The organism is Nocardia pseudobrasiliensis NBRC 108224, from assembly GCF_001613105.1.
Lineage (GTDB): Bacteria > Actinomycetota > Actinomycetes > Mycobacteriales > Mycobacteriaceae > Nocardia > Nocardia pseudobrasiliensis.
In genome coordinates this window covers 35,591-59,155 of sequence record NZ_BDBS01000020.1, presented here as the reverse complement: position 1 = coordinate 59,155, position 23,565 = coordinate 35,591, and the positions used below count along the sequence as shown (strand labels likewise).

The window sequence follows — 23,565 nt, the reverse complement described above, 5'->3', positions numbered from 1 at the left end:
TGGCGGGAACGGTCGGAGGATGTTTCGATCGCGTCATGACCGACAGCACCGAGGAGACTCGGATCACCCGTGCCAGCCGTGAAATCGCCGCCCCCGCAACGACGATCTTCGAACTGATCGCCGATCCGGCCCGCCAGCCCGAATGGGACGGTAACGACAATCTCGCCGAGGCGCCGGCGGGCCAGCGCGTGCGCGGGGTGGGCGAGGTGTTCACGATGGTTCTCACCAAGGGCATCGTCCGGGAGAACCACGTGGTCGAGTTCGTCGAGGGCCGCCTCATCGCGTGGCGGCCCGCCGAACCGGGCGCCACCCCGCCCGGCCATCTGTGGCGCTGGGAACTCGAGCCCCTGGCCGACAACCTGACCAGGGTCGTGCACACCTACGACTGGACGCAGCTGACCGACGAGAAGCGGATGGCCAAGGCCCGCGCTACCACGCCGAGCAAATTGCGCGCCTCCCTGGACCGACTCGCCGAATCAGCTCTCCGCTGAGCGATTTCGTGGATTGCGCCGGGGTCCGTCGGTCTCGGGCCCGGCATTGTCGAGGAAGGTGGCCGCCGAACGACGACGCCGGTCGACGGTGACGGTGAAGATGTCCGGGCGCGAGTAGTGGCCCGTGGGGTCGAAGTTCTGGCGTTCGGCGGCCACTCGGGCGGGGTCGATATCGGCGATGACGAGGCGTTCGTCGCCGGTGACGGGTTCGACCAGCCAGGTGCCGTCCGGGGCCGCGATCGCGGAGCCGCCGTCGTAGCCGGACGGTTCGTCGAGTGCGAGTAATTCCTCGCGCAGCGGGAAATCGGCGGGGACGTCGGCGAAGTCGAGGACCGCGCCGACGGCCAGCGAGTAGACGCGACCCTCGAGCGCGATGAATCGGGTGATGTCGCGGGTATTGCGAATCGAGCCCGGCCAGGTGGAGATGTGCAGGGTCTCGCCGTCGGCGTAGAGGGCGTGGCGGGCCTGCGGCATCCAGTTCTCCCAGCACGACAGGCCGCCGACCCGGAAGGCGCCGATCTGGTGCGTGCGCAGGCCATGGCCGTCGCCGATACCCCAGACCATGCGTTCCTCGTGGGTGGGCATGAGTTTGCGATGCGCGCCCACGAGGCCGTGGACCGGATCGATCGCGACCAGCGTGCAGAACACGGTGGCCCCGACGCGTTCGGTGATGCCCAGATAGCAGAACACCCCGAGGTCGGCCACCGCCGCGCGGATGGTGGTCAGCTGCGGTCCGTCCAGGGTCACCGCCGCGTCGAGGTAGTGGGCGTAGGCGGCCTTCTGCGCGGGGTCGTCGAACCGCGCGCCGCCGGTATGCGCCAACCAGATCGGATAGCCGGACAGGAAGGTCTCCGGGAACGCGACGAGTCCCACCCCCTGCGCCGCCGCCCGGGTCAGTTGTTCCACAACGATTTTCGTTCCCGCAGTGGGATCCAGCCATGCCGGCCGGGCCTGTGCCGCCGCAATCCGCATATGTCGATATCAGCACACTTGCGGACGCGGCGTCAGGTGATCGGATCAGGCCACGATGCGCAGCGGACTTTCCAGCAGGTCCTTGAACTGCTGCAGGAACCGCGCCGCGACCGCGCCGTCGATGGCCCGGTGATCCGCGGACAGGGTGACGCGCAGGATCTTTCGGGCGATCACCGCGCCGTCGTCGAGCAGGCGCAGTTCGTCCTGGGCCGCGCCGATCGCGAGGATTGCCGACTCCGGCGGGTTGATCACCGCGGTGAACTGTTCGATGCCGAACATGCCCAGATTCGACAGGGTGAAGGTGCCGCCGCTCATCTCGTCGCCGCGCAGTTTGCGCTCGCGCGCCCGCTCGGCCTTGTCGCGGCTTTCCGCGGCGATCTCCGAGACGCTCTTGCGATCGGCGTCGCGGATCACCGGGACCAACAGACCGGCCGGGGTAGCGACGGCGACGCCGAGGTGAATGCCGTGGTGGCGCAGCAGTTTTCCGTCGGCGACCGAGACATTGACCGCGGGATCGGTGCGCAGCGTCGTGGCCGCGGCCTTGACCAGTAGATCGTTCACGCTGACCTTGGACTTACCCGCCGCCGCCAGGGTTTCGTTGAGCTGCCCGCGGAAGGCCAGCAGATCGGTGACGTCGATGGCGATGGTCAGGTAGATGTGCGGGGCCTGCTGCTTGCTCTCGGTCAGGCGCTTGGCGGAGACCTGCTGGATGGTGGTCAGCGGGATCTCGTCGTAATCGCCTGCCGGAGTGCGCGATTCGGTCTTCGCCGTGTTGGCCGTGGTCTCCGCGGCCTGCTCGTCTTTTCGTGCGGCGGCGGCCTGCTCGTCTTTTCGTGCGGCGGGCGCTTTTTCCGCCGCACGATCGACATCCTGACGAGTGATGCGCCCGCCGGGGCCCGTGCCGGTCACGGCTTGCAGATCCACCCCGAGTTCGGCGGCGACCCTGCGGGCCAGGGGTGAGGATTTCGGGCGGCGGCCATCGGTCTCGGTGACTGCGGGCGCGGATTCCACTGCGGGCGCGGGCTTTTCCGGCTCGGCCGCGGGGGCGGGGGCGGCCTTCGGCGCGGATGGCTGCTGCGAGCCGCTGCCGTCGCCGACGATCGCGATGGCCTCGCCGATCGGCACGCGCGTACCCGGCTCGGCGATGATCAGTTCCAGGACGCCGTCGTCGTAGGCCTCGAGTTCCATGAGGGCCTTGTCGGTCTCGATCTCGGCGAGCACCTCACCGCGGGCGACCGGATCGCCGACCTGCTTCAGCCAGGCGGAGACGACGCCGTCCTCCATGGTGTCCGACAGCCGGGGCATGGTGATTTCGGGCATGTGTGGGAATCCTTTCAGCGCCGACGGCCCACGGCCGCAAGCGTTTCCACGGCTGCGGTGTACAGCGAGTCGGCGGAGGGCAGGGCGAGCTTCTCCAGCGGCTTGGCATAGGGCAGCGGCACCTCGGCCATGGCGACCCGGCGTACTGGGGCGTCGAGATAGTCGAAGGCGCCGTCGGAGATGGAGGCGGCCACCTCCGCGCCGATACCGTAGGTGAGCCAGTCGTCCTCACCGATTACCGCGCAGCCGGTCTTGCGGACCGAGGCGACGAGGGTGTCGCGGTCCAGCGGGCGCAGGCTGCGCAGATCGATCACCTCGGCCGAAATGCCCTCGGCGGCAAGTTTGTCGGCGACCTGGGTGGCCACGGTTGCCATCCGCGAGTAGCCGATCAGAGTGATGTCGGAGCCCGCTCGGGTCACCGCGGCCTTGCCGATCTGGGCGGGCGGAAGATCTTCCGGCACTTCGCCCTTGGTGTTGTAGAGGGAGAGATTCTCCAGGAACAGCACCGGATCGTCGTCATCGATGGCGGCCTTGAGCAATGCGCGCGCGTCGGCGGGCGTACTGGGGGCCACCACCTTCAGGCCGGGGACGAACGCGTAGTACAGCTCGATGTTCTGCGAGTGGGTCGCGCCCAACTGCTGACCGCCGCCGCCCGGGGTGCGGATGACCATGGGCACGCTGGTCTGGCCGCCGAACATGCCGTAGATCTTGGCGGCGTGATTGACGATCTGATCCAGCGCCAGCAGCGAGAAGTTGATCGTCATGATTTCCACGACCGGGCGCAGGCCCAGCATGGCGGCGCCGATGGCCGCGCCGACGAAACCCTCCTCGGCGATGGGGGTGTCGCGCACCCGCTTCTCACCGAATTCGTCGAGCAGCCCGGCGGTGATCTTGTAGGAGCCCTCGAAGACGCCGATCTCCTCCCCGATCAGGAAGATATCGTCGTCGCGCCGCATCTCCTCGCGCAGGGTTTCGCGCAGCGCTTCGCGATAGGTCATGACAGGCACAGTGGGGTCCTCTTCAGGCGGTGAAGATCGGATCGGCGGGCAGGCGGCGGGAATCGCCGGGCACCGGGGTGGCGTAGTTGTAGTCGAACAGGCTCGACGGCTCCGGATGCGGGCTCGAATCGGCGAATTCGACGGCGGCGGCGACCTCGGCGACAACCTCGGATTCGATCTCCTTGGCCGAATCCTCGGTCAGCACACCGGCTTCCAGCAGCGCGGCATGCCAGCGCACGATGGGATCGTTCTCCCGAGCCACCGAAACCGCCTCGCTGGTGCGGTATTTCGCGGGGTCGACCACGGAGTGGCCCTTGAGCCGGTAGCTGACCGCCTCCAGCAGCGCGGGTTTGCCCTCCCGACGGGCGGTTTCGATGAGTTCGCTCGCCACATCGCGCACGGCCAGCACATCGGTGCCGTCCACGCGCTCACCGCGCATGCGGTAGGAGTCGGCGCGCTTCCACAGATCCGGTTCGGCCGAGGACTTCTCGACCGTGGTGCCCATGCCGGTCTGGTTGTTGATCACCAGGAATACGATCGGAAGATGCCACAGCGCCGCGATATTCAGCGATTCGTGGAATGCGCCGATATTCGTGGTGCCCTCACCCATCTGGCAGACCACCACATCGTCGCCGCCGCGGTAGTCGATGGCCATGGCCGCGCCGACCGCCAGCGGTACCTGCCCGCCGACGATGGCGTAACCGCCCAGCAGCCGGGTCGCGGTGTCGTACATGTGCATCGAACCGCCCCAGCCCTTGGAGGTGCCGGTGGAGCGGCCGTACAGCTCGGCCATGACCCGGCCGGGCTCGATGCCCTTGGCCAGCGCGTAGCCGTGCTCGCGGTAGTTGGTGAACAGGTAGTCGGTGGGACGCATGGCCGCGCCCATACCGACCACGGTCGCCTCCTCACCGAGGTTGAGGTGGCAGTAGCCGCCGATCTTGGCCTGCTGATAGGACTGCGCGGTGCGCTCCTCGAAGCGGCGCACGAACAGCATGTCGCGATACAGGCCGCGCAGCGTCTCGGGATTCTCCGCGGCGATGCGGGATTCGGCCGGGCCGGTGATATCGCCGGTCATCGAGGACTTGGCCGGACGCCCGTCGGCCGGGCGGGTGGATTTGCGGGCGGGCTTGCGCCGCGCGGTGTCGGTGGTGGTCACTGTGGTGCTCCTCATCGCTTCCGGGGCGGGGCGATGTGTACCGGCAGCCCGAGCCCGGCCAGTGCCGTCTCCATGCCGATCTCGCCGAGGGTGGGGTGGGCGTGGATGGTGTCGGCCAGTTCGGTCAGCGTCGCCTCGAGGGAGATCGCCAAAGCGCCCTCGGTGATCAGATCGCTGGCCGAGGGACCGATGATGTGCACGCCGAGCACTTCCTGATGCTGTTTGCCCGCAACGATTTTCACGAAGCCCTCGGTCTCGCCGAAGGTTTTGGCCCGGCCGAGCGCGGCGAAGGGGAATTTGGCGGTCAGCACCTCGTGGCCCGCGGCGCGCGCCTTCTCCTCGGTGAGGCCGACGCTCGCGATCTCCGGATGGGTGAAGGTGGCCGCGGGGATGACCGTGTAGTCGATATGCGCCTGCTGTCCGGCGATCACATCGGCGGCGACCAGGCCCTGATGCGAGGCGACATGGGCGAGCAGGGCGCGGCCGGTGACATCGCCGATGGCGTAGACATGTTCCACGCCGGTGCGCAGCCGGTCGTCGACCTCGATGAAACCCCGTGCGTCCGTGGCGACTCCGGCCTCATCCAGGCCGAGTTCGGCGGTATTGGGACGGCGGCCCACGCCGATCAGCACCACATCGGCGTCGATCTCGCGCGCCTTCGGCCCGTCCACGGTGACCCGCAGCGGTTCGGCCTCGGAGATGGCGGTGACCGTCGAACCGGTCAGCACGGTGATGCCGCGCTTGGTGAACGAGCGGCCCAGTGCGACGCCGATCTCCTTGTCCTCCAGGGGAACCAGGCGATCCTGCAGCTCGACGACCGTCACCTCGGCGCCGAAGGCGTCGAACAGGCTGGCCCACTCCGCGCCGACCGCGCTGCCGCCGACGACCACGATCCGGCGCGGCACCTCGGTCAGCCCGAACGCACCGTCGGAGGTGATCACGCCCGGCAGGTCCACGCCGGGGATCGGCAGCCGCGCCGGAACCGAGCCGGTGGCGACGATGATGTCGCGGGCGCTGATCTCGCGGATCGGATCGCCCTGCGGCGCAGCGGCGTAGCGCGGTCCGTCGGTGAAGATCGGCGACGGCCCGGCCTCGCGCACCTGCACCGTGGTCGGGCCGGTGAAACGTGCGTGTCCCTCGATGACGGTGACGCCGTTGGCCTTCAGCAGTCCGGCCACGCCGTCGGTCAGTTCCTTGACGATGCCGTCCTTGCGCTGGCGCACCGCGGCGTAGTCGAAGCGGACGTTATCGGCGTAGATCCCGAAATCCGCTGCGGCCGAGACGGTCTGGAATACCTCGGCCGATCGCAGCATGGCCTTGGTGGGAATGCAGCCCCAGTTCAGGCACACCCCGCCGGGCCGCTCCTTCTCCACCAGACCCACCGACAGTCCGCGCTGCGCGGCACGAATGGCGGCAACGTATCCGCCCGGCCCGCCACCGACCACCAAAAGATCGAATTCCGGCACTCGTGGTGCTCCTCGTCTCGAACGCTCACCGACCCGCCGCTCGGATGTGGCGTGGGTCATCGCAGACGAGTCTCGTCGCCGCGGAGTGCACAGACAATGACCCGCGAGCCCAGGAATTCACCGACGAGATTGGGCGCTGCGCCCAAGTCCATCGCGGATACCCGCGGTCAGCTCGGTCATCTGATCATCAGTGAAATACGTTCTGTCATAGACGATTTCGAGTCCGAGGTGGCCATCTGTGGTGGCGGCGAACAAGATCGGGACAGGGTAGGGGACGGTGGTGCCGAATCGGATCGACCGTAGTTCGGCGCCCGCCTGCAGCGTGGGTGGGTCGAGTTCGCCGAGATTCGAAATGCTCGTCGTCATCGGCAGTGGCGACGGGAAATCGTCGAACGAGCCCCGCGCGAGCAGCGTTCGCTGCGGCAGGGCAAGGTCGATACCGGCTTTCAGCTGTGTCGTGATGCGGCGGGCGAGCTCGAGGACATCGGCATTGCCGGTGCTCGAGACGACGGCGTAGCCGACGCCGATCGAGAGCAGTTGGGCGTCGGCGGGCAGTCGCGGGCGCAGTCGCGGGCGCAGATCGACCGGGAAGGCGATGGCGATCGGCCCCTCGACCATCGTGGACAGCGCGGCCGCCACTGCCCCGCTCAGCAGGCCGTTCATCGTCACGCCCGAGGCGCGAGCCCACTGGGTGAGCGCGGTGGTGCCGAGGCGGTCCAGCGACAGATGTCCGACTCCGAAACGCTGCGCGGGGACCGGGCGACCCAGTGCCGCGCGGGGCAGTGCCGCCGGGGTGAACTGCCGCAGGGAGGACGGGACGCCCTCGATGTCGTAGTGCTCCTCGAGCATGGTCTCCACGGCGGGCTGCATGCCGTGGCCGCGAATCGGTTTCAGCGAGCGCCCCTCGACCTGGGCGGTGTAGTAGCCCACCAGCGTGTTCAGCAGGGTCGTGACGAGGCGGCCGTCGGCGACGGAATGATCGACGGCCAGGCTCACCACGCTGTCGCCGTTGTGCCGGAACAGGCCCGCCCGCGCGAGCTCGTGTTCGCGGTCCATCGGGGTGTTGAGCTCGAGCGCGAAGGGATCGTCGTCGGCGTCCACGACGCGGAAGGACGGGCCGTCACCGGCCGCGTACCGCAGCAGATAGCCCTCGTCATCCCGGCTGATCCGGCTGCGAAGCAGCGGATACGCCACGGCCAACGCGTCGAGGGCCTGTCGCAGGAGTTCGGGTTCGACGATGCCCCGGATTCGGGTCTGGGCGACCATGGACCCGACGCCGAGGTCGATCACACTGCCCTCGCTGGGGGACAGATAGCGTTGCTCCAGGGTCTGCATATGGCTCCTCACCAGCAGTTATTTGGAACAGCTATGTCATGGTCACGCTAAGAACCGGAAGGTCGGTTCGTCAATGTGAGGAACCGCTCACTATCCGAGCCCCAGAGCCGCCAACGCCAGCGACAGCTCGACATAGGACCGCTGGCCCTCCAGCGGGCGACCCAGCAGCAGCGAAATCCGGTGCAGCCGATTGATGACCGTATTGCGGTGGCAGTGCAGCCGGGGCGCGGCATTGGCGGCCGAGCAGTTCTCCGCGAGCCAGGCGGCCAGGGTGTCGAGCAGGATGTCGCGCTCCTTGGCGGGCAGCTCGAGGATCGGGCCGAGGCTGTGGGTGAGCAGCAGATCGGTGAGGTCGGGGGAGCGGACCAGCAGGGCCTCGGGATAGCGCTCGTCGAGTGAGACCAGTCCGGTCGCATCGCCGGGCAGGGTCTGCAGGGCGATCAAGGCCAGCGTGTGGGCGGAATCGACCTGGGCAAGTCCGGGGACCGCGGGGGAGGCTCCGGCTCGCCCGCGTACGTGGGGCCGAAGCTGTTGCAGCACAAGCTCGGTATGTTTGTGGCCGGGATCCAGCGAGACGATTCCGATGGTCGTATCCACCCGGTCGTGCCATACCGACCGAATTCCCAAGGCTCCCAACGCCGCTTCGGTGCCCGCCTGAATCGGCCGTCCGCTGCCCCGCGCCGCGACCACCAGATATCCACCCTGCGTGGGCAATTCGAGTTCCCGTGCCGCCCGTGCCGCGAAGGTCGCGTCGTGCGCGCGGCCCGCGAGCAGATCCTCGATCAGCGCGTGCCGACGACGTTCGTCGCGGCGCACCTGTTCCAATTCGGTGTTGCGATAGGCCGTGACCAGCGCCGAGGACAGGCCGTCGATGACCGCCCAGATGGCCGTGCCCGCCTCGCGGATCTCCTGCGGCCCGACATCGGTGGCCTGATCGAGCAGCGCCTCCCACACGATGCCGCCGCCGAGGCGGAAGGTGCGCAGCATCGCCTCGAGCGGGACGCCCTGTTCGGCGCGATGCCGCCCGATGGACGCGGCCACCTCGTCGTGTTCCGGATCGCCGTCGTCGCCGCCGAGCAGCTCGAGGATCCGCGTCAGATAGCGGCGGCATCCGTCGCGCAGATCGGCCCGCGGCACCGAGGTGTAATCGGTCCACTCCGGGTTGTCGGTGAAGATGGCCGAGATCAATCGCCGGGTCAGCGCCGGAATGTCGGCCCGCGACGCCGCGGCGAGCTTGCGTGTGCCGGGCGTGACGAGGGGAGAGTGCGGCGCTGCCATGACCAAACCACCGTACCGTCGTCGCTCAGTCCGGGACCGCCGCGACCGCTTCGATCTCGATCAGCACGTCCGGGCGGAACAATCCGGCCACCGCGACCAGCGAGCTGGTCGGTGGATTGCGCACATCGATGAATTCGTCGCGCACCGTTCGCACGATCGCCAGCGCCGAGGTGTCGGCCACGTAGATCGTCAGTTTGAAAACCTCCCGCCAGCTCGCGCCGCCCGCGCGCAGCGCCTCGCTCACATTCGTGAAGACCTGTCGGGTCTGTGTCTCCCAGTCGCCCGCTCCGACCAGTCGTCCGTCGGCATCCATCGGTACCTGGCCGGCGGTCCACACCAGTCGGTGGTGCGGCGGTACGACCGCCACGTGGCTGTAGCCATTGGTCGGTGGCAAGGTGTCGGGGGTCAGCAATCGCATACGAATCATCCTGCCGCAGCCCCGGATCCGCCGAACAGGGTGCGCGACCTACCGGTGATCGCCGGGCCCGGATCCATTACGGGTCGTCGGCGCGGTCACGGTCACACGATATCGGCGTCCGCGAATCCGCAGGGGGCGGTAGCGAATCGCCGGGTCGGTGACGACGATTCCGTCCGCCGGCTCCGCCACCATTGTCGCCGCGCTGGAAAGGGAGATCATGAATTCCTCATTCGCCTAGATGAACGATCGAGCCGAATTGTTGCTCGTAGTTGCTCATGCTGTCGTTCAGGGTCTGCATGAGACGAAAGATCATCGACGGTGGAAATTTGACCCGGGAGACGACCTGAACCGGTTGGCGCACCACCGGTTTGCCGTCCGCGTCGACCGCGGGGTCGACCGGCAGATGGACCACGAAGTCGAGGGTGAAATCGGTGCGGTTGTACCAGCAGGTGAAACCATTGGCATAGACGCCCGCGTTCAACGCCTCGGGAACCACCACCTCCACATTGATCGGCGGCGCCTCCTCATCCATCACCACACCTCCCGTCGATGCGGGAAAGGGCCACCGTCATGGATGGCCCTTTCACGTCGCCGAAACTACTGGCGAGACTGCAACCGGGTCTGGTGGCGCAGCTGGTTCAGCTGCATCTCCCACTGCATGGACCGATCCTGCGCGCGAGTGGCCTGCTCATCGGCCTGCTGGGCCAGTTGATTGGCCTGATCGGCCTGATCCTGCACCGACTGCGCCCGCTGCTGGGACTGATTGGCTTCGCTCTGTGCCTGCTGGGCCTGGTTGTGTGCCCGGTCGGCCTCGTTCTGTGCCTGTTGCGCCTGGTTCTGTGCCTGTTGCGCCTGTTGGCGGGCCTGCTGCGCCTGCTGATTGGCCTGGTTGGCCTCGCTCTGCGCCAGCTGGGCCTGATGCTGAACCTGACGCGCCTGCTGCTGGGTCTGGCGGGCGAGGCTCTGCGCCTGCTGGGCGTACTGCCGCGCGCTCTGTGCCTCCTGGCGCGCTTCGGCCACATGCAATTGCAACATGTCGATATCCCGGACGGTCGGGATGTCCTCGCGCTGCGATTGTGTGGTTTCCTGTGCCATGACAACTCCTGTATCCGTTTCGGGTGGTGTGGTCCCCTGCATCGGTGGAGCGGGATAGGTGAATGTTCGCCCCGCTGTCGAAGTGCGGCAATGTGTTCGGAACACGAACGAAACAATTCGACAGGGGTGTGCGCGGGCGATTTCGAATCACGCATAACATCGCGCGCACAGCACATGATCGGCGGGCGGTGACGGGCACGTATGCCGCGACGTGGTCGCGGCGGCGACGCGGTTGGCGAACAATGAGAAACCCCGATCGCGGGTCGCGGTGACAAAGGTCCCGACGGGTATGGTGACCGGAATTTTTCTCGAATACCGCGTTCGTCGGTGAAGCGGGGGTGACGCCGACGATCACGCCCGGAAACCGTTGCGGCGGAGGATGATGGGGCTCATGCTGTCCGAACTCGCCGCATTCGTGCGTGGGCTGCCCAAAGCCGAACTGCATCTGCATCTGGAAGGCACCCTCGAACCCGACCTGAAGTTCCGGCTCGCCCGCCGCAACGGGATCGAGCTGGCCGAGCAGACCGTGGAACAGGTGCGCCAGACGTATCAATTCCACGATCTGAGCTCGTTCCTGCGGGTCTACTATCCGGCCATGACGGTGCTGCGCGAGGCCGTCGACTTCCACGATCTGGCCTACGAATACCTCGCCCGCGTGCACACCCAGGGGGTGCGCCACGTCGAGATGTTCTTCGATCCGCAGGCCCACACCTCGCGCGGGGTGCCGTTCGGCACTGTTGTCAGCGGCTATCGCACCGCGATCGTGCGCGCGCGCCGGGAATTCGGCATCTCCGCCGAGCTGATCATGTGCTTCCTGCGCGATCAGTCGCCCGAATACGCGATGGCGACGCTGCTCGAGGCGCTGCCGTACCGGGACTGGATCGTCGGCGTCGGCCTCGACTCCGATGAACGCGGCAATCCGCCGCGCAAATTCGCGGCGGTCTTCGAACGCGCCCGTCGCGAGGGTTTCCTGCTGACCATGCACTGCGATATCGATCAGCCCGATTCCATCGAGCACATCCGCCAGGCCCTCACCGAGATCGAGGTCGATCGGATCGACCACGGCACCAATATCATCGAGGACGACGACCTGGTGGAGCTGGCCGTTTCCAAGGGCATCGCCCTGACCTGCTGCCCGATCTCGAATTCCTTCGTGACCGAGCAGATGAAGGCCCCTGAGATCACCACCCTGCTCGAGCGCGGTCTGACCGTCACCCTCAACAGCGACGATCCGGCGTACTTCAACGGATACATCGCCGACAACTACGTCGAACTCGCCGATCACGCCTCCCTCACCCGCGATCAGCTGATCACCTTGGCGGCCAATTCCTTCCGCGCCTCGTGGATCACCCCGGCTCGGCAAGAGGCGTTTCTGCGCCAGATCGACGACTACGTGGGCAGGTCCGCAGCGCCGGTCGGCAGTTCGAAGCCGACCTCGGCCCCGCCGCCGGAATGATTGGTGGCGAAGACCTTTCCGCCGTGCGCGGTGACGATGTCGTGGACGATGGCCAGGCCGAGGCCGGAGCCTGGGGTCGAGCGGGTGCGGTCGGCGCGGTAGAAGCGGTCGAAAATCGGTTCGGCGGGGTCGATTCCGGGTCCGTGGTCGCGGACCCACAGGCGCGCGCCGCGCAACCGGACCTCGACCGCGGTGTCGGCGGGGCTGTATTTGAGGGCGTTGTCGAGCAGGTTGTCCACACAGCGGGCCAGGGCGCGCGGGCGGGCGCGCACCGGCGCGGGGCCGGTGTCGGCGACGGTGATGGCGCGCCCGGTGCGGCGGCGGAAGCGCTGCGCGCAGTCCTCGGCGAGTTCGGCGAGGTCGACAGTGGTTGCGGGCTCGGCGATATCGTGATCGGTGGACAGATCGACCAGTTCGCCGACCAGGGTGTCGAGGGCCTTGGCCTCGTGGACGAGCGTGGCCAGTACGCGGCTTTCGTCGTCGGGGGCCAGGCGGCCGCGGGCGCGCTGCAGCAGTTCCGCGCTGCCGCGGATCGAGGTGAGCGGGGTGCGCAATTCGTGTCCGGCGTCGGCGACCAGGCGTTGCTGCTGGGCGCGCGAGAGCCGCAGGGCGGCCAGCATGGTGTTGAAATTACCGGTCAGCTCGCCGATTTCGTCGCGACCGGCGTCGGGCAGCCGCGCGGACAGATCGCCCGTGGCGGTGATGCGTTCGGTGGTATCGACCAGGCCGCGGATCGGCCGCAGGATCCGGCCGATCAGCAGCCAGCTGAACGCGGCCGCCGCCACCACCGCGAGCGCCGTGATCCAGCTTGTGCGCCAGAGGAATTCATTGTCGATCCGGGCGACCTCGTCCTGATTCTGGCCGACCATGATCGCGCCGCCGCCCGGCAGCGCCCTGGTGACCACGCCGTAGGCTTTACCGTCGACCATGACGTCGGCGGCGTACCTGCCGTGCCCGGCGCGGGCGACGGCGAGATCCTCCTCCGAGACCGGTAGTTCGGCCCGGTCCCGCGTCAGCTGCCGCACCGAACCGTCCGCGGTGAGCACCTGTTCGGTGATATCCGGGCTCGCGGGTATCTTGCCGCCCGAATCCAGCAGTGCCGCAACGGTATCGGCGCGGTCGGACAGTCCGGTCTCGAAGTTGGCGGCGACCAGCGGCGCGACGCCGTTGTAGGCGGTGACGATCGCGACCGCGATGGCGGCGACCACCGCGGTCACCGCCACCAGCGTGATGCGGGCGCGCAACATCACTGCTCCCGAATCGTGTAGCCGACATTGCGCACGGTATGGATCAGCCGCGTCGCGCCGCCCTGTTCGAGTTTGCGGCGCAGATAGCCGATGTACACATCCAGCGAGCGCGATTCGGTGTCGAAGTCGAAGCCCCAGATATGTTCGTAGATACGACTTCTGGTGAGCACGATGCGCTGGTTGCGCATCAGTAGTTCCAATACGTCGAATTCGGTCCGGGTCAGCTCCAGACCCGCCCCGGCGCGGGTCACCTCGCGGGTGGCCGGATCCAGGGTCACATCCGCGACGGTGAGCATCTCGACGGTTTCGGGTGCGCTGCGGCGCAGCAGGGCGCGCAGGCGGGCGAGCAGTTCCTCGGTGTCGAACGGTTTGGGTAGATAGTCGTCGGCCCCGGCGTCCAGGCCCGCGACCCGGTCGCCCACCTGGTGCCGCGCGGTCAGCACCAGGATGGGCAGGCGATCGCCGCGGCGGCGCAGCGCCCGGCACAGCGACAGACCGTCCAGGCGCGGCATCATCACATCCACCACCGCCAGATCCGGGCGCGTGTGCTCGAGCAGATCGAGCGCCTCGCGGCCGTCCGAGGCCAACCGCACCTGGTAGCCCTCGAAGCGCAACAGCTGCTCCAGGGTGCTGCGCACATTCGGATCGTCCTCGACGATGAGGACCGACGGGCCCGGGGTCACGGCTTGCATGGCGTCATTCTGGCTGGTGGCGGATGTGGACAGCACTACCGCGGCCTTACTTCGAGACCGGCGTCACGGCGATCGGCGGGATCGTCGCGACGCAGTCGGTCGAGGCGAGGGTCCCGGTGCGGACGAATTCGCTCACCAGGCCGACGACACAGCCGCTGGGTTCCAGGTCCGGGACGTGGCCGGTATTGGGCACCGACAGGAAGATCGAGCGCGGGAAGCGAGCCGCGGCCAGTTTGCCGTTGGCGTCGGGGGTCACCGCGTCGAGATCACCGGACAGCACCAGCACCGGGACGTTCGGCATCGGTTCGCGCATCTGATCGGGACGCGGGTTGGAGCCGCCGGGCCAGCGCAGGCAGACATTGCCGTGATCGCGCTGGGCCTCGGCGAAGCCCTCGCTGCTGAACGCGCCCAGTTCGGGGACCGCGGCCAGGGCCCGGTGGTACTGCTGTTCGCGTTGCGGCACAGTCGCTTCCGGCGACCAGAACTGGGCGTAGTCGTTGCAGGTGACGGCGATGTAGGCGCCGATCTTCTCGTACGGCGTCCCCGCGGTGATCCGGTTGGCGAACTCGCGCAGTGGTCCATCGTCGCCACGCACCGCCGCGTGCAGGGCGGCGGGCAGCATGCCGAGCGGGGTAAGCGCCGCCGGATCGGCGCCGATATTGGAGGTGCCCTCCTCGAAGATGAGGCTGGCGAGTTTGCCCTCGGTGAGCAGTACCGGATTCGGACCGTCGACGGCGATCGGCTTGTCCCGCAGGCGCTGTGCGGTCGCGCGCAGATCGGCGACCGCGGTCGGTCCGTCACAGGCCCCGCTGCGCTCGCAGATTCGGCGCAGGGTCAGCGAGACCGCCTCGGCATTTGGGCGCTGCAGTTTGTCGAAGTCGGCGGGGTAGGCCCCGGTCAGCACGATCGACTGGACGTGATCGGGGTGGCGCTGGGCGTAGACCGGCATCAAATAGGTGCCGTAGGAGATGCCGTAGAGGACCACCTTGTCGATCCCCAATTTCGCACGCACGGCGTCGAAGTCGTCGGCGGTGGCGGCGGTGGTGTAGCCCGCGGTGCGCGGGCCCAGCCGCTCACCGCAGTGCTGGGCGGCGGTGACCTGCTGCTCGCGGGTGCCGAGCTGGAATTCCCGTTCGGTCACATCGCAGTCGATGGGACCCGATACGCCCGTGCCGCGCGGATCGATGAGCAGCAGATCGTGATCGTCGAGCATGGCCGACGACAGCGCCGCCGCCTCCTGGGCGTGTGCGATCAGCGGTACGCCCGGCCCGCCCGGATTCGGCACGATCGTGCCCGCGCTGGGTTTGTCGGCGTGCTGGCGACGCACCAGCGCGTAACCGACCGGCACCTCACCCAATTCGGGCCGATCGGCCACCAGCGGTCGCGGCAGCACACCGCATTCGACCACTCGCTCGGCCACCGTCGGACACCAGTGCGGGGCCGGCGACGCGTCCTTCGACGCGCCGCCGCAACCCGCGAGCACTCCTGCGACCACGGTGGCCGCCAGGGCCACACCCACCGTCTTACGCAGACCACGCATCCCTCGGACCTCCTACTTTCGCTGTCTGACGAGGACCGATACTGCTCGGCGAATGTCAAAGCCGAGTCGGCCGAACGGCAAAGCGATGTAAGAATCGGCCACCGAGGGGAAAGCGGTGTCAGCGCGCGCTGGCGACGACCGGGTAGTGATCGGACAGATTGGTGTAGGTGTAGTCCTTACCCCAACTGCTCACCGTCCACGGCGCGCACTTCTCGAGGATGACCGTATTGGTCCACCCCGCCGGGCGGGCGTGGCCGCGGCGGAACAGCACATAGTCCAGATCCTCGCGCTCCTCGCCCGGATAGCGGTAGGAGGCAATGGAATTGGTCTGGGTGTCGAAGGAGTACGGATGTCCGTTGCGGGTGTCGGCCGGATCCAGACCGGCGTTGTCGAGCATGGACCTGTACTCGGGCTTGTGCGAGTCGACATTGAGATCGCCCGCCACCATGACCTGCTCGTTCGCCGGGATCTTCTTACCGTCGAGGAAGGCCGCGATCTGACGGAACTGCTTGCCCCGATCGGAGACGGCCTCGCCGTCGCGGCAGCGGCTGTCGGTGGATTGGGTGTGGGTGCCGACGAAGTGCACCTTGGCGCCGTTGACATTCAGCACGACGTAGGCGAAGCCCTTGTTCGCGGTCCAGTCGACGCCGCAACCGTTTTCGAACAGGACCTGTTCCTTGCGCACGATCGGCCACTTGCTCATCACGATCACCCCGCCGTCCTCGACGGTGTTGTCGGAGTAGTGGCCGCTGGTGGCGTCCCAGCCGTCCTTGCTGCGGCCCACGACCGGCGTCTGATTCGGATACTGCCGTGCCGCATCGGCTTTCAGCGATTCGGAGATGTCGTTGTCGAACGCCTCCTGTAGCACCACCACATCGTTGCCGCGGAAGAAGTCGGCGGCCACGATCTCCTTGGCGCGGTGCGCCTGACCCCAGTTCGGGTAGAGGTTGGTGCTCATCAGAAAAGTGTTGTAGGTCAACACCTTCAGCGCGGGCGTGGCGGGTGCGGCCTGCGCGGTGTACGGCAGGCTCAACCCCAGCGCCGCGGTGGCGGCGAGGGTTATCAGCGTGCGCAGCTTGGCTTTCCGGCGCAGCGACATATTCGTCTCCTTCGGTGGATCGGCCCGCTCGGGTCGCGAGCGGGTTCCGCAAGGAGAATGGGACAAATCGACGCGAAGGTGTCCGGTATGTGAGGTGTGGATGTTCTCGGATGGAAATGCTGGCGGGCGTGGGCGTCAGCGAAGGGCCAGTGCCAGAAAGAAATCCACGCGATCCTCCAGGCGCGACAGATCCCGGTCGGTGAGTTCCTCGATGCGGGCGATGCGGTAGCGCAGGGTGTTCACGTGCACATGCAACAGTTCCGCGCTGCGGGTCCAGGAGCCGGAGGTCTCGAGGAAGGTCTCCAGGGTGTGCACGAGATCGGCGCCGTTGTCCTGGTCGTAGCTGGTCAGGGGGTCCAGCAGGCGCAGGCGGAACATGCGGCGGACCTCGTCGGGCACGCTCGCGAGCAGCAGCATGTGCGTGGCCAATTCGTCGTGGCCGACCACGTTCGCGGCCCGCCCGCGTCCGGCGGCCATCCGCCGCGCGTAGCGCGCCTCCTCGACCGCGCCGCGCAGGCCCTCGCCGTCGACCACGCCGCTGACGCCGATCGACAGATTGGTCGCGCCCAGACCGGGTTCGAGCATGTCCAGCGCGGCGTGGATACGGTCAAGTACGGTGCGGTCGGTGGGGATCAGCGCGATCGCCTCGCCGTCGACCACACCGGCGGCAGGGGTTGTGCCGTGGAGGATTTCGCGCAGCAGGGCGCGTAATTCCCTGGGCCGCAAGCCGTCGTCGGCCTTGGCCGCGACCGCGACATAGCGATCGGCCGCGCCCAAGCCGGTCAGCTCGAGGCGGGACACGATATCGGCCGGTTTGGCATCGGAGACGATCAGCTGGATGAGCTCCTCGGCCAAACGTCCCTCGGCGCTCTGACGATCGTCCTGACGGGCCCGCTCGAGCGATACCACCGCCGCCAGCTCACCGGCCAGCGCCCGGCGCTCCTCGGGCCAATCGGTGCAGTCGCCCTCGAAGACCAGCAGCCAATCGGCCACCCGCGAGGTGCCGTGCTCGTCGACGGCGAACAGCGAATAGGGCCGATTCTCCGAGACCAATACATGCGGCAGTCGTCGCGCCCCGAGAAAGGCGTGTACGGCCTCCGGTGGCGGCTCCTGGCTCGGCCCGTCGACCACCCGCCCGACCGACGAGAGCACCCAGCAGCGCAGGCCGAGATCGCGTTCGAGTAGATCCAGTACCGAACCCAGGCCGGTGCCCGCGACCAGCTGTCGATGCCGATCCAGGATCGCGGTCAGATCCGCGGCGCGTCCGGTCGAGAGCATGCGGGTCAGCCGCTCGGTGACCGTCGCGAACGCCACATGCTCGTGCACCCGGAAAAGCGGCACCCGATAGCGTCGGCACGCCTCGACCACATCCGCGGGCGGTTCGCCGTATCGGGCGTCGCCGGTGGCCAGCGCGGCCACCCGGGCGCGGGCCAGCGCCGCGACGAAGACCTCCGAATCCTCCGGGGAGCGATGCCACTGCATGCCGGTCAGCACCAGCTCGCCGCCGGACAGGTAGCGGCTCGGGTCGGGCATGTCCTGGGTGATCACCCAGCGCACGAATCGGTCGAGCTCCTCTTCCCCGGTGACGAGCTCCAAACCCAGATCCGTCATGGTGAGCAGGGAACGAAGACGCATGATTTCCGACGCTAACAGCCCGTGGCCTCGACTGTCCCCGACTTGCCGTGGACCGGGCCGATGTGTCCCGAGCCACCGTCACGGGTAACACGGCCGTCACGGTAGGGGTCCGCGGTAACACGGTCGTCATCGCGTTTGGAGGTAAGCACAAATACCCCGGTGTGAACCAGCGCACAGTTCGGAGTTCCGGTCGTGGCCGGCGCGGCATCCCGGCGGGTGTACTCGTGGAACACGTTTTACGCCGATGGAGGTCAGATGGAATTCTTGCGACCCGCCGACTGGGCGGAGGCGCTCGAATTGAAGGCCGCCCACCCGGACGCCACACCCATTCAGGGTGGCACCGATGTGATGGTCGAGCTGAATTTCGACAAGGGACGTCCGGCCGCGCTGCTGGATTTGAATCCCTGCCGGCAATTGCAGCGGGTGGAGCAGGTCGACGGCAAACTGCGGATCGGCGCGGGTGTGCCGTACGTGAAGATCATTCGCGACCACGGCGGCCAGGCGCCCGCGCTGGCGCAGGCCGCCCGCACGGTCGGCTCCCCGCAGATCCGCAATCGCGGGTCGGTCGGCGGTAATCTGGGCGCGGCCTCGCCCGCCGGTGACAGCCATCCCGCGCTGCTGGCGGCGAATGCGGTGATCGAGGCGGAATCGGCCGCCCGCGGTTCGCGCATGATCCCGATCGACGATTTCTACGTCTGGGTGAAGAAGAACGCGCTGGAACCCGATGAGCTGATTCGCGCGATCTGGTTGGATCCCGCGAGCGGCCCGCAATATTTCTCGAAGGTGGGTACTCGCAACGCGATGGTGATCGCGGTGTGTTCGTTCGCGGTGGCGCTGCATCCGGACACTCGAACGGCCGGAACGGGTATCGGTTCCTCGGGGCCGACCCCGCTGCGGGCGACCGAGGCCGAGCAGTACTTGGCCGAGACGCTGCCCTGGACCGATCCGGCCCCGCTGGCCGACGCGGTCCTGCGCGACTTCGGCGCGCTGGTGGCCGCGGCGGCCAAGCCGATCGACGATGTCCGCGGCACCGCCGACTATCGCAAGCACGCCCTGTCGGTGATGGCGCGCCGCACGCTGACCTGGGCCTGGAACGACTTGGCGGCGCAGAGGAGGGCGGCCTGATGCGGGTGAGCTTCGAGGTCAACGGGTCCGCGGAGACGGTCGACGATGTGTGGGAGGGGGAGAGCCTGCTGTACATGCTGCGCGAGCGGATGGGTCTCCCCGGTTCCAAGAACGCCTGCGAACAGGGCGAATGTGGTTCGTGCACAGTGTATTTGGACGGCACGCCGGTGTGTTCGTGTCTCGTCGCGGCGGGACAGGCGCACGGCTGCTCGGTGCGCACCGTGGAGGGTCTGGCCTCTGGTGATCGGCTCGATCCGATGCAGCAGGCGTTCGTGGAGGCCGGTGCGGTGCAGTGCGGCTTCTGCACCCCGGGCCTGATCGTGCAGGCGCACGATTTGATCGAACGCGTTCCGGATCCCTCGGATGCCGAGATCCGCGAGGCGCTGGCCGGAAATCTGTGTCGCTGTACCGGTTACGAGAAGATTCTCGACGCCGTACGCCTGGCGGCCGAGCGGAAGGCGGCGGCGAAATGAGCAAGGTTGTCATCGAGAACGCCTACATCGCCCCCGTCATCGGCGAAGAGATCGCCAACGGCTACCTCACCGTCGAGAACGGTCGGATCACCGGCCTCGGTGCGGGCGCTGCCCCGAAAGTCGAAGGCGCCGAACGTATCAACGCCACCGGCTGCCTGGTCACCCCCGGGCTGGTCAACACCCACCACCATCTGTATCAGTGGGCGAGCCAGGGCCTGTATCAGGATTCGACGCTGTTCGAATGGCTCACCGGCCTGTACCGCACCTGGGCACGGATGGACGCCGAGGTGGTCTACGGCGCGGCGGGTGCGGGCCTGGCCTGGCTCGCGCTGACCGGCTGTACCACGGCCAGCGATCACCACTACATCTTCCCCAAGGGCCGCGGTGATCTGTTCGACGCCGAGGTGCGCGCGGCCGCCGAGGTGGGTCTGCGATTCCATCCCTGCCGCGGCTCGATGGACCGCGGGCAGTCCGACGGTGGTCTGCCGCCGGACGAGGTGGTCGAGAAGACCGACGAAATCCTCAGCAGCACAATCGAAACGATCGATCGCTACCACGACCCCTCGTTCGACTCCATGCTGCGCGTGGCCGTCGCGCCGTGTTCGCCCTTCTCGGTCAGTGAGGCGCTGATGCGCGAGTCGGCGACGCTGGCCCGCGACAAGGGCGTCCGCCTGCACACCCACCTCGCCGAAACTCTCGACGAGGAGGAGCACTGCCGCGAGCAGATGGGCTGCACCCCGGTCGAGTACATGGAGAAGATCGGCTGGCTCGGCGACGACGTCTGGTTCGCGCACGCGGTTCACCTGCACGACAAGGATATTCGGCGCTTCGCCGATACCGGCACCGGTACCGCGCACTGCCCGACCTCCAATGCGCGTCTCGGAGCGGGTATCGCGCGGGTGGTCGACCTGCTCGCCGCGGGCGCGCCGGTCGGCCTCGGTGTGGACGGCGCGGCCTCGAGCGAGCTGACATCGATGGCGGGTGAGATGCGTCAGGCCATGCTGTTCCAGCGCGCGGTGCACGGCCCGACCGCGCTGACCGCCCGCCAGGCGCTGCGGATCGGCACCCTGGGCGGCGCCCGGAATCTGGGCCGCCACAACGAGATCGGCAGCCTCGAGGCCGGCAAACTGGCCGATATCGCGGTCTGGCGGGTCGACGGCTTCCGCGCCGCGATCTCGGATCCGGTGTGCTCGTTGGTATTCGGCCCCACCCCGCCGCTGGCACGGCTGCTGGTGGGCGGCCGCACCGTGGTGGAGAACGACGAACTGCGCACGGTCGCACAGGACGAGATGGGCGTCGCCGGTGCGCGCGCCCGCGCCCGACTGCTGCGCGAGGAGGAATCGCGATGACAGCGACACGTTCGACCCGTTTCCCCGGCGAGGTCGTCGCGCCGGGCAAGGGCGGAGTCGGGGAGAGCCCGCTGCGCCCCGACGGCACCCTGAAGGTCAAGGGCGAGTTCGCCTATTCGTCGGATCTGTGGATGGACGGCATGCTGTGGGGCACGACCCTGCGCAGCCCGTACCCGCGGGCGCGGATACTGAGCATCAATATCGCTCCGGCGCTGGCGATCTCGGGCGTGCACGCGGTGCTCACCCACGAGGAGGTGCCCGGCCGCAAGGTCTACGGCCTGGACCACACCTGGGATCAGCCGGTGCTGGCCATCGACGAGGTGCGCCATCAGGGTGAGCCGATCGCGCTGGTCGCCGCCGACCATCCCGAGATCGCCCGGCGGGCCATGGCCGCCATCGAGATCGAATGGGAGGTGCTGGAGCCGATCACCGATCCCGTTGCGGTGGTGGATGATCCGGACAACCACAGGGTGCAGGAGCGTGGCGGCATCGCCCGGCATCAGCCGGTTCGCGTCGGCGATATCGAGGTGGGACGCGCACTCTCCGACGTCGTGGTCAGCGGGAAATACGATGTCGGCATTCAGGATCAGGCCTTTCTGGGTCCCGAATCGGGTCTGGTCGTCCCGGCCGAGGACGGCGGGCTGGACTTCTACGTCGCCACCCAGTGGATGCACAATGATCTGTCCCAGATCGGCCCGTGTCTGAAGCTGCCGGACGACAAGATCCGCATGACGCTGGCCGGTGTCGGCGGCGCGTTCGGCGGCCGTGAGGACCTGTCGATGCAGATCCACGCGGGCATGCTGGCGATGTACACCGGTAAGCCGATCAAGATGGTCTACAACCGCGAGGAGTCGTTCTTCGGTCACGTGCACCGGCATCCGGCGCAGATGTGGTACGAGTACGGGGCCACGCGCGAAGGGAAGTTCACCTTCGCCAAGGTGAAGATCATTCTCGACGGTGGCGCGTACACCTCGGCCACGCTCAATGTCACCGGTAACGCGTCCTCGCTGGCGCTGGGGCCGTACGAGGTTCCACACCTCGAGATCGATGCCTACGGGGTGTACACCAACAACCCGCCCTGTGGCGCCATGCGCGGATTCGGCGCTGTGCAAGCCTGTTTCGCGCACGAGTCGATGATGGACAAGCTCGCCGACGCGCTCGGGATGGATCCGGTGCTGGTGCGGCAGATCAACGCGGTGTCGCAGGGGTCCAAGCTGGCGACCGGACAGGAACTGCACGCGCCGACCCCGCTGCGCGAGATGCTCGGCCAACTGCGGGAGATGCCGCTACCGGAGCCGTTGGACGCCAACGATATTCGCAACCTGCCCGGCGGTGCGTCGCAGACCACCCACGGTGAGGGCGTGGTGCGCGGCGTCGGCTACGGCGTGGGCATCAAGAACATCTGCTTCTCCGAGGGCTTCGACGACTACTCCACCGCGCGAGTGCGACTGGAGGTCATCGCCGGGGAACCGGTTGCGCTGGTGCACACCGCCGCGGCCGAGGTCGGCCAGGGTCTGGTCACGGTCGAGGCGCAGATCGCGCGCACCGAACTGGGTATCGAGCGGGTGACCATTCACCCGGCCGACAACGGGGTCGGCGACGCCGGTTCCTCGTCGGCCTCGCGCCAGACCTATATGACCGGCGGCGCGGTCAAGACGGCCTGTGAGGCGGTGCGGGCCAGGGTGCTCGACCTGGCCGCCGCGCAGGGGTATCAGGAAGCCGCGAATCTGGTTGGCGGCAAGGTTGTCTCGCATACGGGCGAGGTGCTCGCGGCGATCGTCGACGTCCTCGATGAGGGGGTCGTCGAAGAGACCCGCATCTATCAGCACAAGCCGACCACCGGGATGGATCCGGTGACCGGTCAGGGCAACAGCCACACCCAACTCGCCGTATGCGTGCATCGCGCGGTGGTCGACGTCGATACCGAACTCGGTCTGGTGAAGGTAGTTTCGCTGGACGCGGTCCAGGACGTCGGCAAGATCATGAACCGGCTCTCGCTGGAGGGCCAGATCCACGGCGGATCCGTCCAGGGCCTCGGCCTGGCGGTCATGGAGGAAATTCAGGTCACCGACGGAAAGGTGCGCAACCCCTCGTTCACGGACTATCTCATCCCGACCATTCTCGACACCCCGACTCAGAAGCTCGAGATCCTCGAGAACGCCGATCCGCACGCCCCTTACGGCCTGCGCGGCGCCGGAGAGCCACCCACGCTCTCCTCCACCCCGGCTGTTGTCTCGGCCATACGAAATGCCTGCCGGGCCGCCGGCGGATCGGGCGACCTGACCAGGGTGCCGGTTCGTCCGGGGGACATTATTTCCAGCTGTTGATCAACAGGGGGTTCGGAGCCTTCCTCCCTTTTCCCGAGCGAAGCGAGGACCCCCACAACGCAAACCGAATCCTAAGGTCCGCTGACGGCACGG

At 67.7% G+C, this 23,565-nt stretch carries 21 protein-coding genes; 6 read left to right on the top strand and 15 right to left on the bottom strand.

Annotated features, from left to right (window positions below):
• Positions 1-35: 35 nt before the first annotated feature.
• Complete coding sequence (locus tag NP4_RS16945) at positions 36-491, top strand: SRPBCC family protein (protein ID WP_067998799.1); 456 nt, start codon at positions 36-38, stop codon at positions 489-491.
• Here the strand turns inward: NP4_RS16945 and NP4_RS16940 are convergent.
• The 10 genes from NP4_RS16940 to NP4_RS16895 form a co-directional block, all read right to left on the bottom strand.
• Entirely contained in the window at positions 477-1,463 is a 987-nt protein-coding gene (locus tag NP4_RS16940; protein ID WP_067998797.1) for a carbon-nitrogen hydrolase family protein, read from the bottom strand. The genes NP4_RS16945 and NP4_RS16940 overlap by 15 nt on opposite strands.
• Positions 1,464-1,508: 45 nt before the next feature.
• Entirely contained in the window at positions 1,509-2,783 is a 1,275-nt protein-coding gene (locus NP4_RS16935; protein ID WP_174556142.1) for a dihydrolipoamide acetyltransferase family protein, read from the bottom strand.
• A gap of 14 nt (positions 2,784-2,797) precedes the next feature.
• Positions 2,798-3,781 (bottom strand): alpha-ketoacid dehydrogenase subunit beta, encoded by a 984-nt coding sequence (locus NP4_RS16930; RefSeq protein WP_211335920.1) that lies wholly within the window; start codon positions 3,779-3,781, stop codon positions 2,798-2,800.
• A 22-nt stretch (positions 3,782-3,803) separates the two neighbouring features.
• Positions 3,804-4,937 (bottom strand): pyruvate dehydrogenase (acetyl-transferring) E1 component subunit alpha, encoded by a 1,134-nt coding sequence (pdhA, locus tag NP4_RS16925; RefSeq protein WP_245998347.1) that lies wholly within the window; start codon positions 4,935-4,937, stop codon positions 3,804-3,806.
• A gap of 11 nt (positions 4,938-4,948) precedes the next feature.
• A complete protein-coding gene (lpdA, locus tag NP4_RS16920) occupies positions 4,949-6,403 on the bottom strand; it encodes a dihydrolipoyl dehydrogenase (protein WP_067998793.1) in 1,455 nt (484 codons plus the stop codon).
• Positions 6,404-6,520: 117 nt separating this feature from the next.
• Positions 6,521-7,738, bottom strand: coding sequence for a phthiocerol/phthiodiolone dimycocerosyl transferase family protein (locus NP4_RS16915; protein WP_067998792.1), 1,218 nt, complete (start codon positions 7,736-7,738; stop codon positions 6,521-6,523).
• A gap of 90 nt (positions 7,739-7,828) precedes the next feature.
• The gene (locus NP4_RS16910; RefSeq protein WP_067998790.1) at positions 7,829-9,016 is read right to left on the bottom strand and encodes a PucR family transcriptional regulator; all 1,188 of its coding nucleotides are present in this window, start codon (positions 9,014-9,016) and stop codon (positions 7,829-7,831) included.
• A gap of 25 nt (positions 9,017-9,041) precedes the next feature.
• Positions 9,042-9,434: a RidA family protein gene (locus NP4_RS16905; RefSeq protein ID WP_114755814.1), complete on the bottom strand. Its 393-nt coding sequence runs from the start codon at positions 9,432-9,434 to the stop codon at positions 9,042-9,044.
• Between the two features lie 226 nt (positions 9,435-9,660).
• Positions 9,661-9,966 (bottom strand): DUF3467 domain-containing protein, encoded by a 306-nt coding sequence (locus NP4_RS16900; protein WP_067998788.1) that lies wholly within the window; start codon positions 9,964-9,966, stop codon positions 9,661-9,663.
• Positions 9,967-10,031: 65 nt separating this feature from the next.
• Complete coding sequence (locus NP4_RS16895; RefSeq protein ID WP_067998785.1) at positions 10,032-10,529, bottom strand: hypothetical protein; 498 nt, start codon at positions 10,527-10,529, stop codon at positions 10,032-10,034.
• Between the two features lie 391 nt (positions 10,530-10,920).
• Here NP4_RS16895 and add point away from each other — a divergent pair, with 391 nt between their 5' ends.
• On the top strand, positions 10,921-11,985 hold the full coding sequence (gene add, locus NP4_RS16890; RefSeq protein WP_169813749.1) for an adenosine deaminase: 1,065 nt from the start codon (positions 10,921-10,923) through the stop codon (positions 11,983-11,985).
• Here add and NP4_RS16885 read toward each other — a convergent pair.
• The 5 genes from NP4_RS16885 to NP4_RS16865 all read right to left on the bottom strand — a co-directional run bounded on the left by NP4_RS16885 (position 11,919) and on the right by NP4_RS16865 (position 18,198).
• A complete protein-coding gene (locus tag NP4_RS16885) occupies positions 11,919-13,232 on the bottom strand; it encodes a sensor histidine kinase (RefSeq protein ID WP_067998781.1) in 1,314 nt (437 codons plus the stop codon). The genes add and NP4_RS16885 overlap by 67 nt on opposite strands.
• A complete protein-coding gene (locus NP4_RS16880) occupies positions 13,232-13,924 on the bottom strand; it encodes a response regulator transcription factor (RefSeq protein WP_067998975.1) in 693 nt (230 codons plus the stop codon). Before NP4_RS16880 ends, NP4_RS16885 begins: the two co-directional genes overlap by 1 nt.
• A gap of 46 nt (positions 13,925-13,970) precedes the next feature.
• The gene (locus tag NP4_RS16875) at positions 13,971-15,464 is read right to left on the bottom strand and encodes an alpha/beta fold hydrolase (RefSeq protein ID WP_067998779.1); all 1,494 of its coding nucleotides are present in this window, start codon (positions 15,462-15,464) and stop codon (positions 13,971-13,973) included.
• 118 nt (positions 15,465-15,582) lie between these two features.
• A complete protein-coding gene (gene sph, locus NP4_RS16870; RefSeq protein WP_067998777.1) occupies positions 15,583-16,563 on the bottom strand; it encodes a sphingomyelin phosphodiesterase in 981 nt (326 codons plus the stop codon).
• Between the two features lie 135 nt (positions 16,564-16,698).
• The gene (locus NP4_RS16865) at positions 16,699-18,198 is read right to left on the bottom strand and encodes a PucR family transcriptional regulator (protein ID WP_067998775.1); all 1,500 of its coding nucleotides are present in this window, start codon (positions 18,196-18,198) and stop codon (positions 16,699-16,701) included.
• A 255-nt stretch (positions 18,199-18,453) separates the two neighbouring features.
• On the opposite strand from NP4_RS16865, the gene NP4_RS16860 reads away from it, so the two are divergent.
• Genes NP4_RS16860 through NP4_RS16845 form a run of 4 tightly spaced genes read left to right on the top strand, consistent with a single transcriptional unit; the run spans position 18,454 to position 23,472 of the window.
• Positions 18,454-19,323, top strand: coding sequence for an FAD binding domain-containing protein (locus tag NP4_RS16860; protein WP_067998774.1), 870 nt, complete (start codon positions 18,454-18,456; stop codon positions 19,321-19,323).
• Positions 19,323-19,796, top strand: a complete 474-nt coding sequence (locus tag NP4_RS16855) for a (2Fe-2S)-binding protein (protein WP_067998772.1) — start codon at positions 19,323-19,325, stop codon at positions 19,794-19,796. The genes NP4_RS16860 and NP4_RS16855 overlap by 1 nt, the downstream gene beginning before the upstream one ends.
• Complete coding sequence (locus tag NP4_RS16850) at positions 19,793-21,145, top strand: 8-oxoguanine deaminase (RefSeq protein ID WP_067998770.1); 1,353 nt, start codon at positions 19,793-19,795, stop codon at positions 21,143-21,145. The genes NP4_RS16855 and NP4_RS16850 overlap by 4 nt, the downstream gene beginning before the upstream one ends.
• Positions 21,142-23,472, top strand: a complete 2,331-nt coding sequence (locus tag NP4_RS16845; RefSeq protein WP_174556140.1) for a molybdopterin cofactor-binding domain-containing protein — start codon at positions 21,142-21,144, stop codon at positions 23,470-23,472. Before NP4_RS16850 ends, NP4_RS16845 begins: the two co-directional genes overlap by 4 nt.
• Positions 23,473-23,565: the final 93 nt, after the last annotated feature.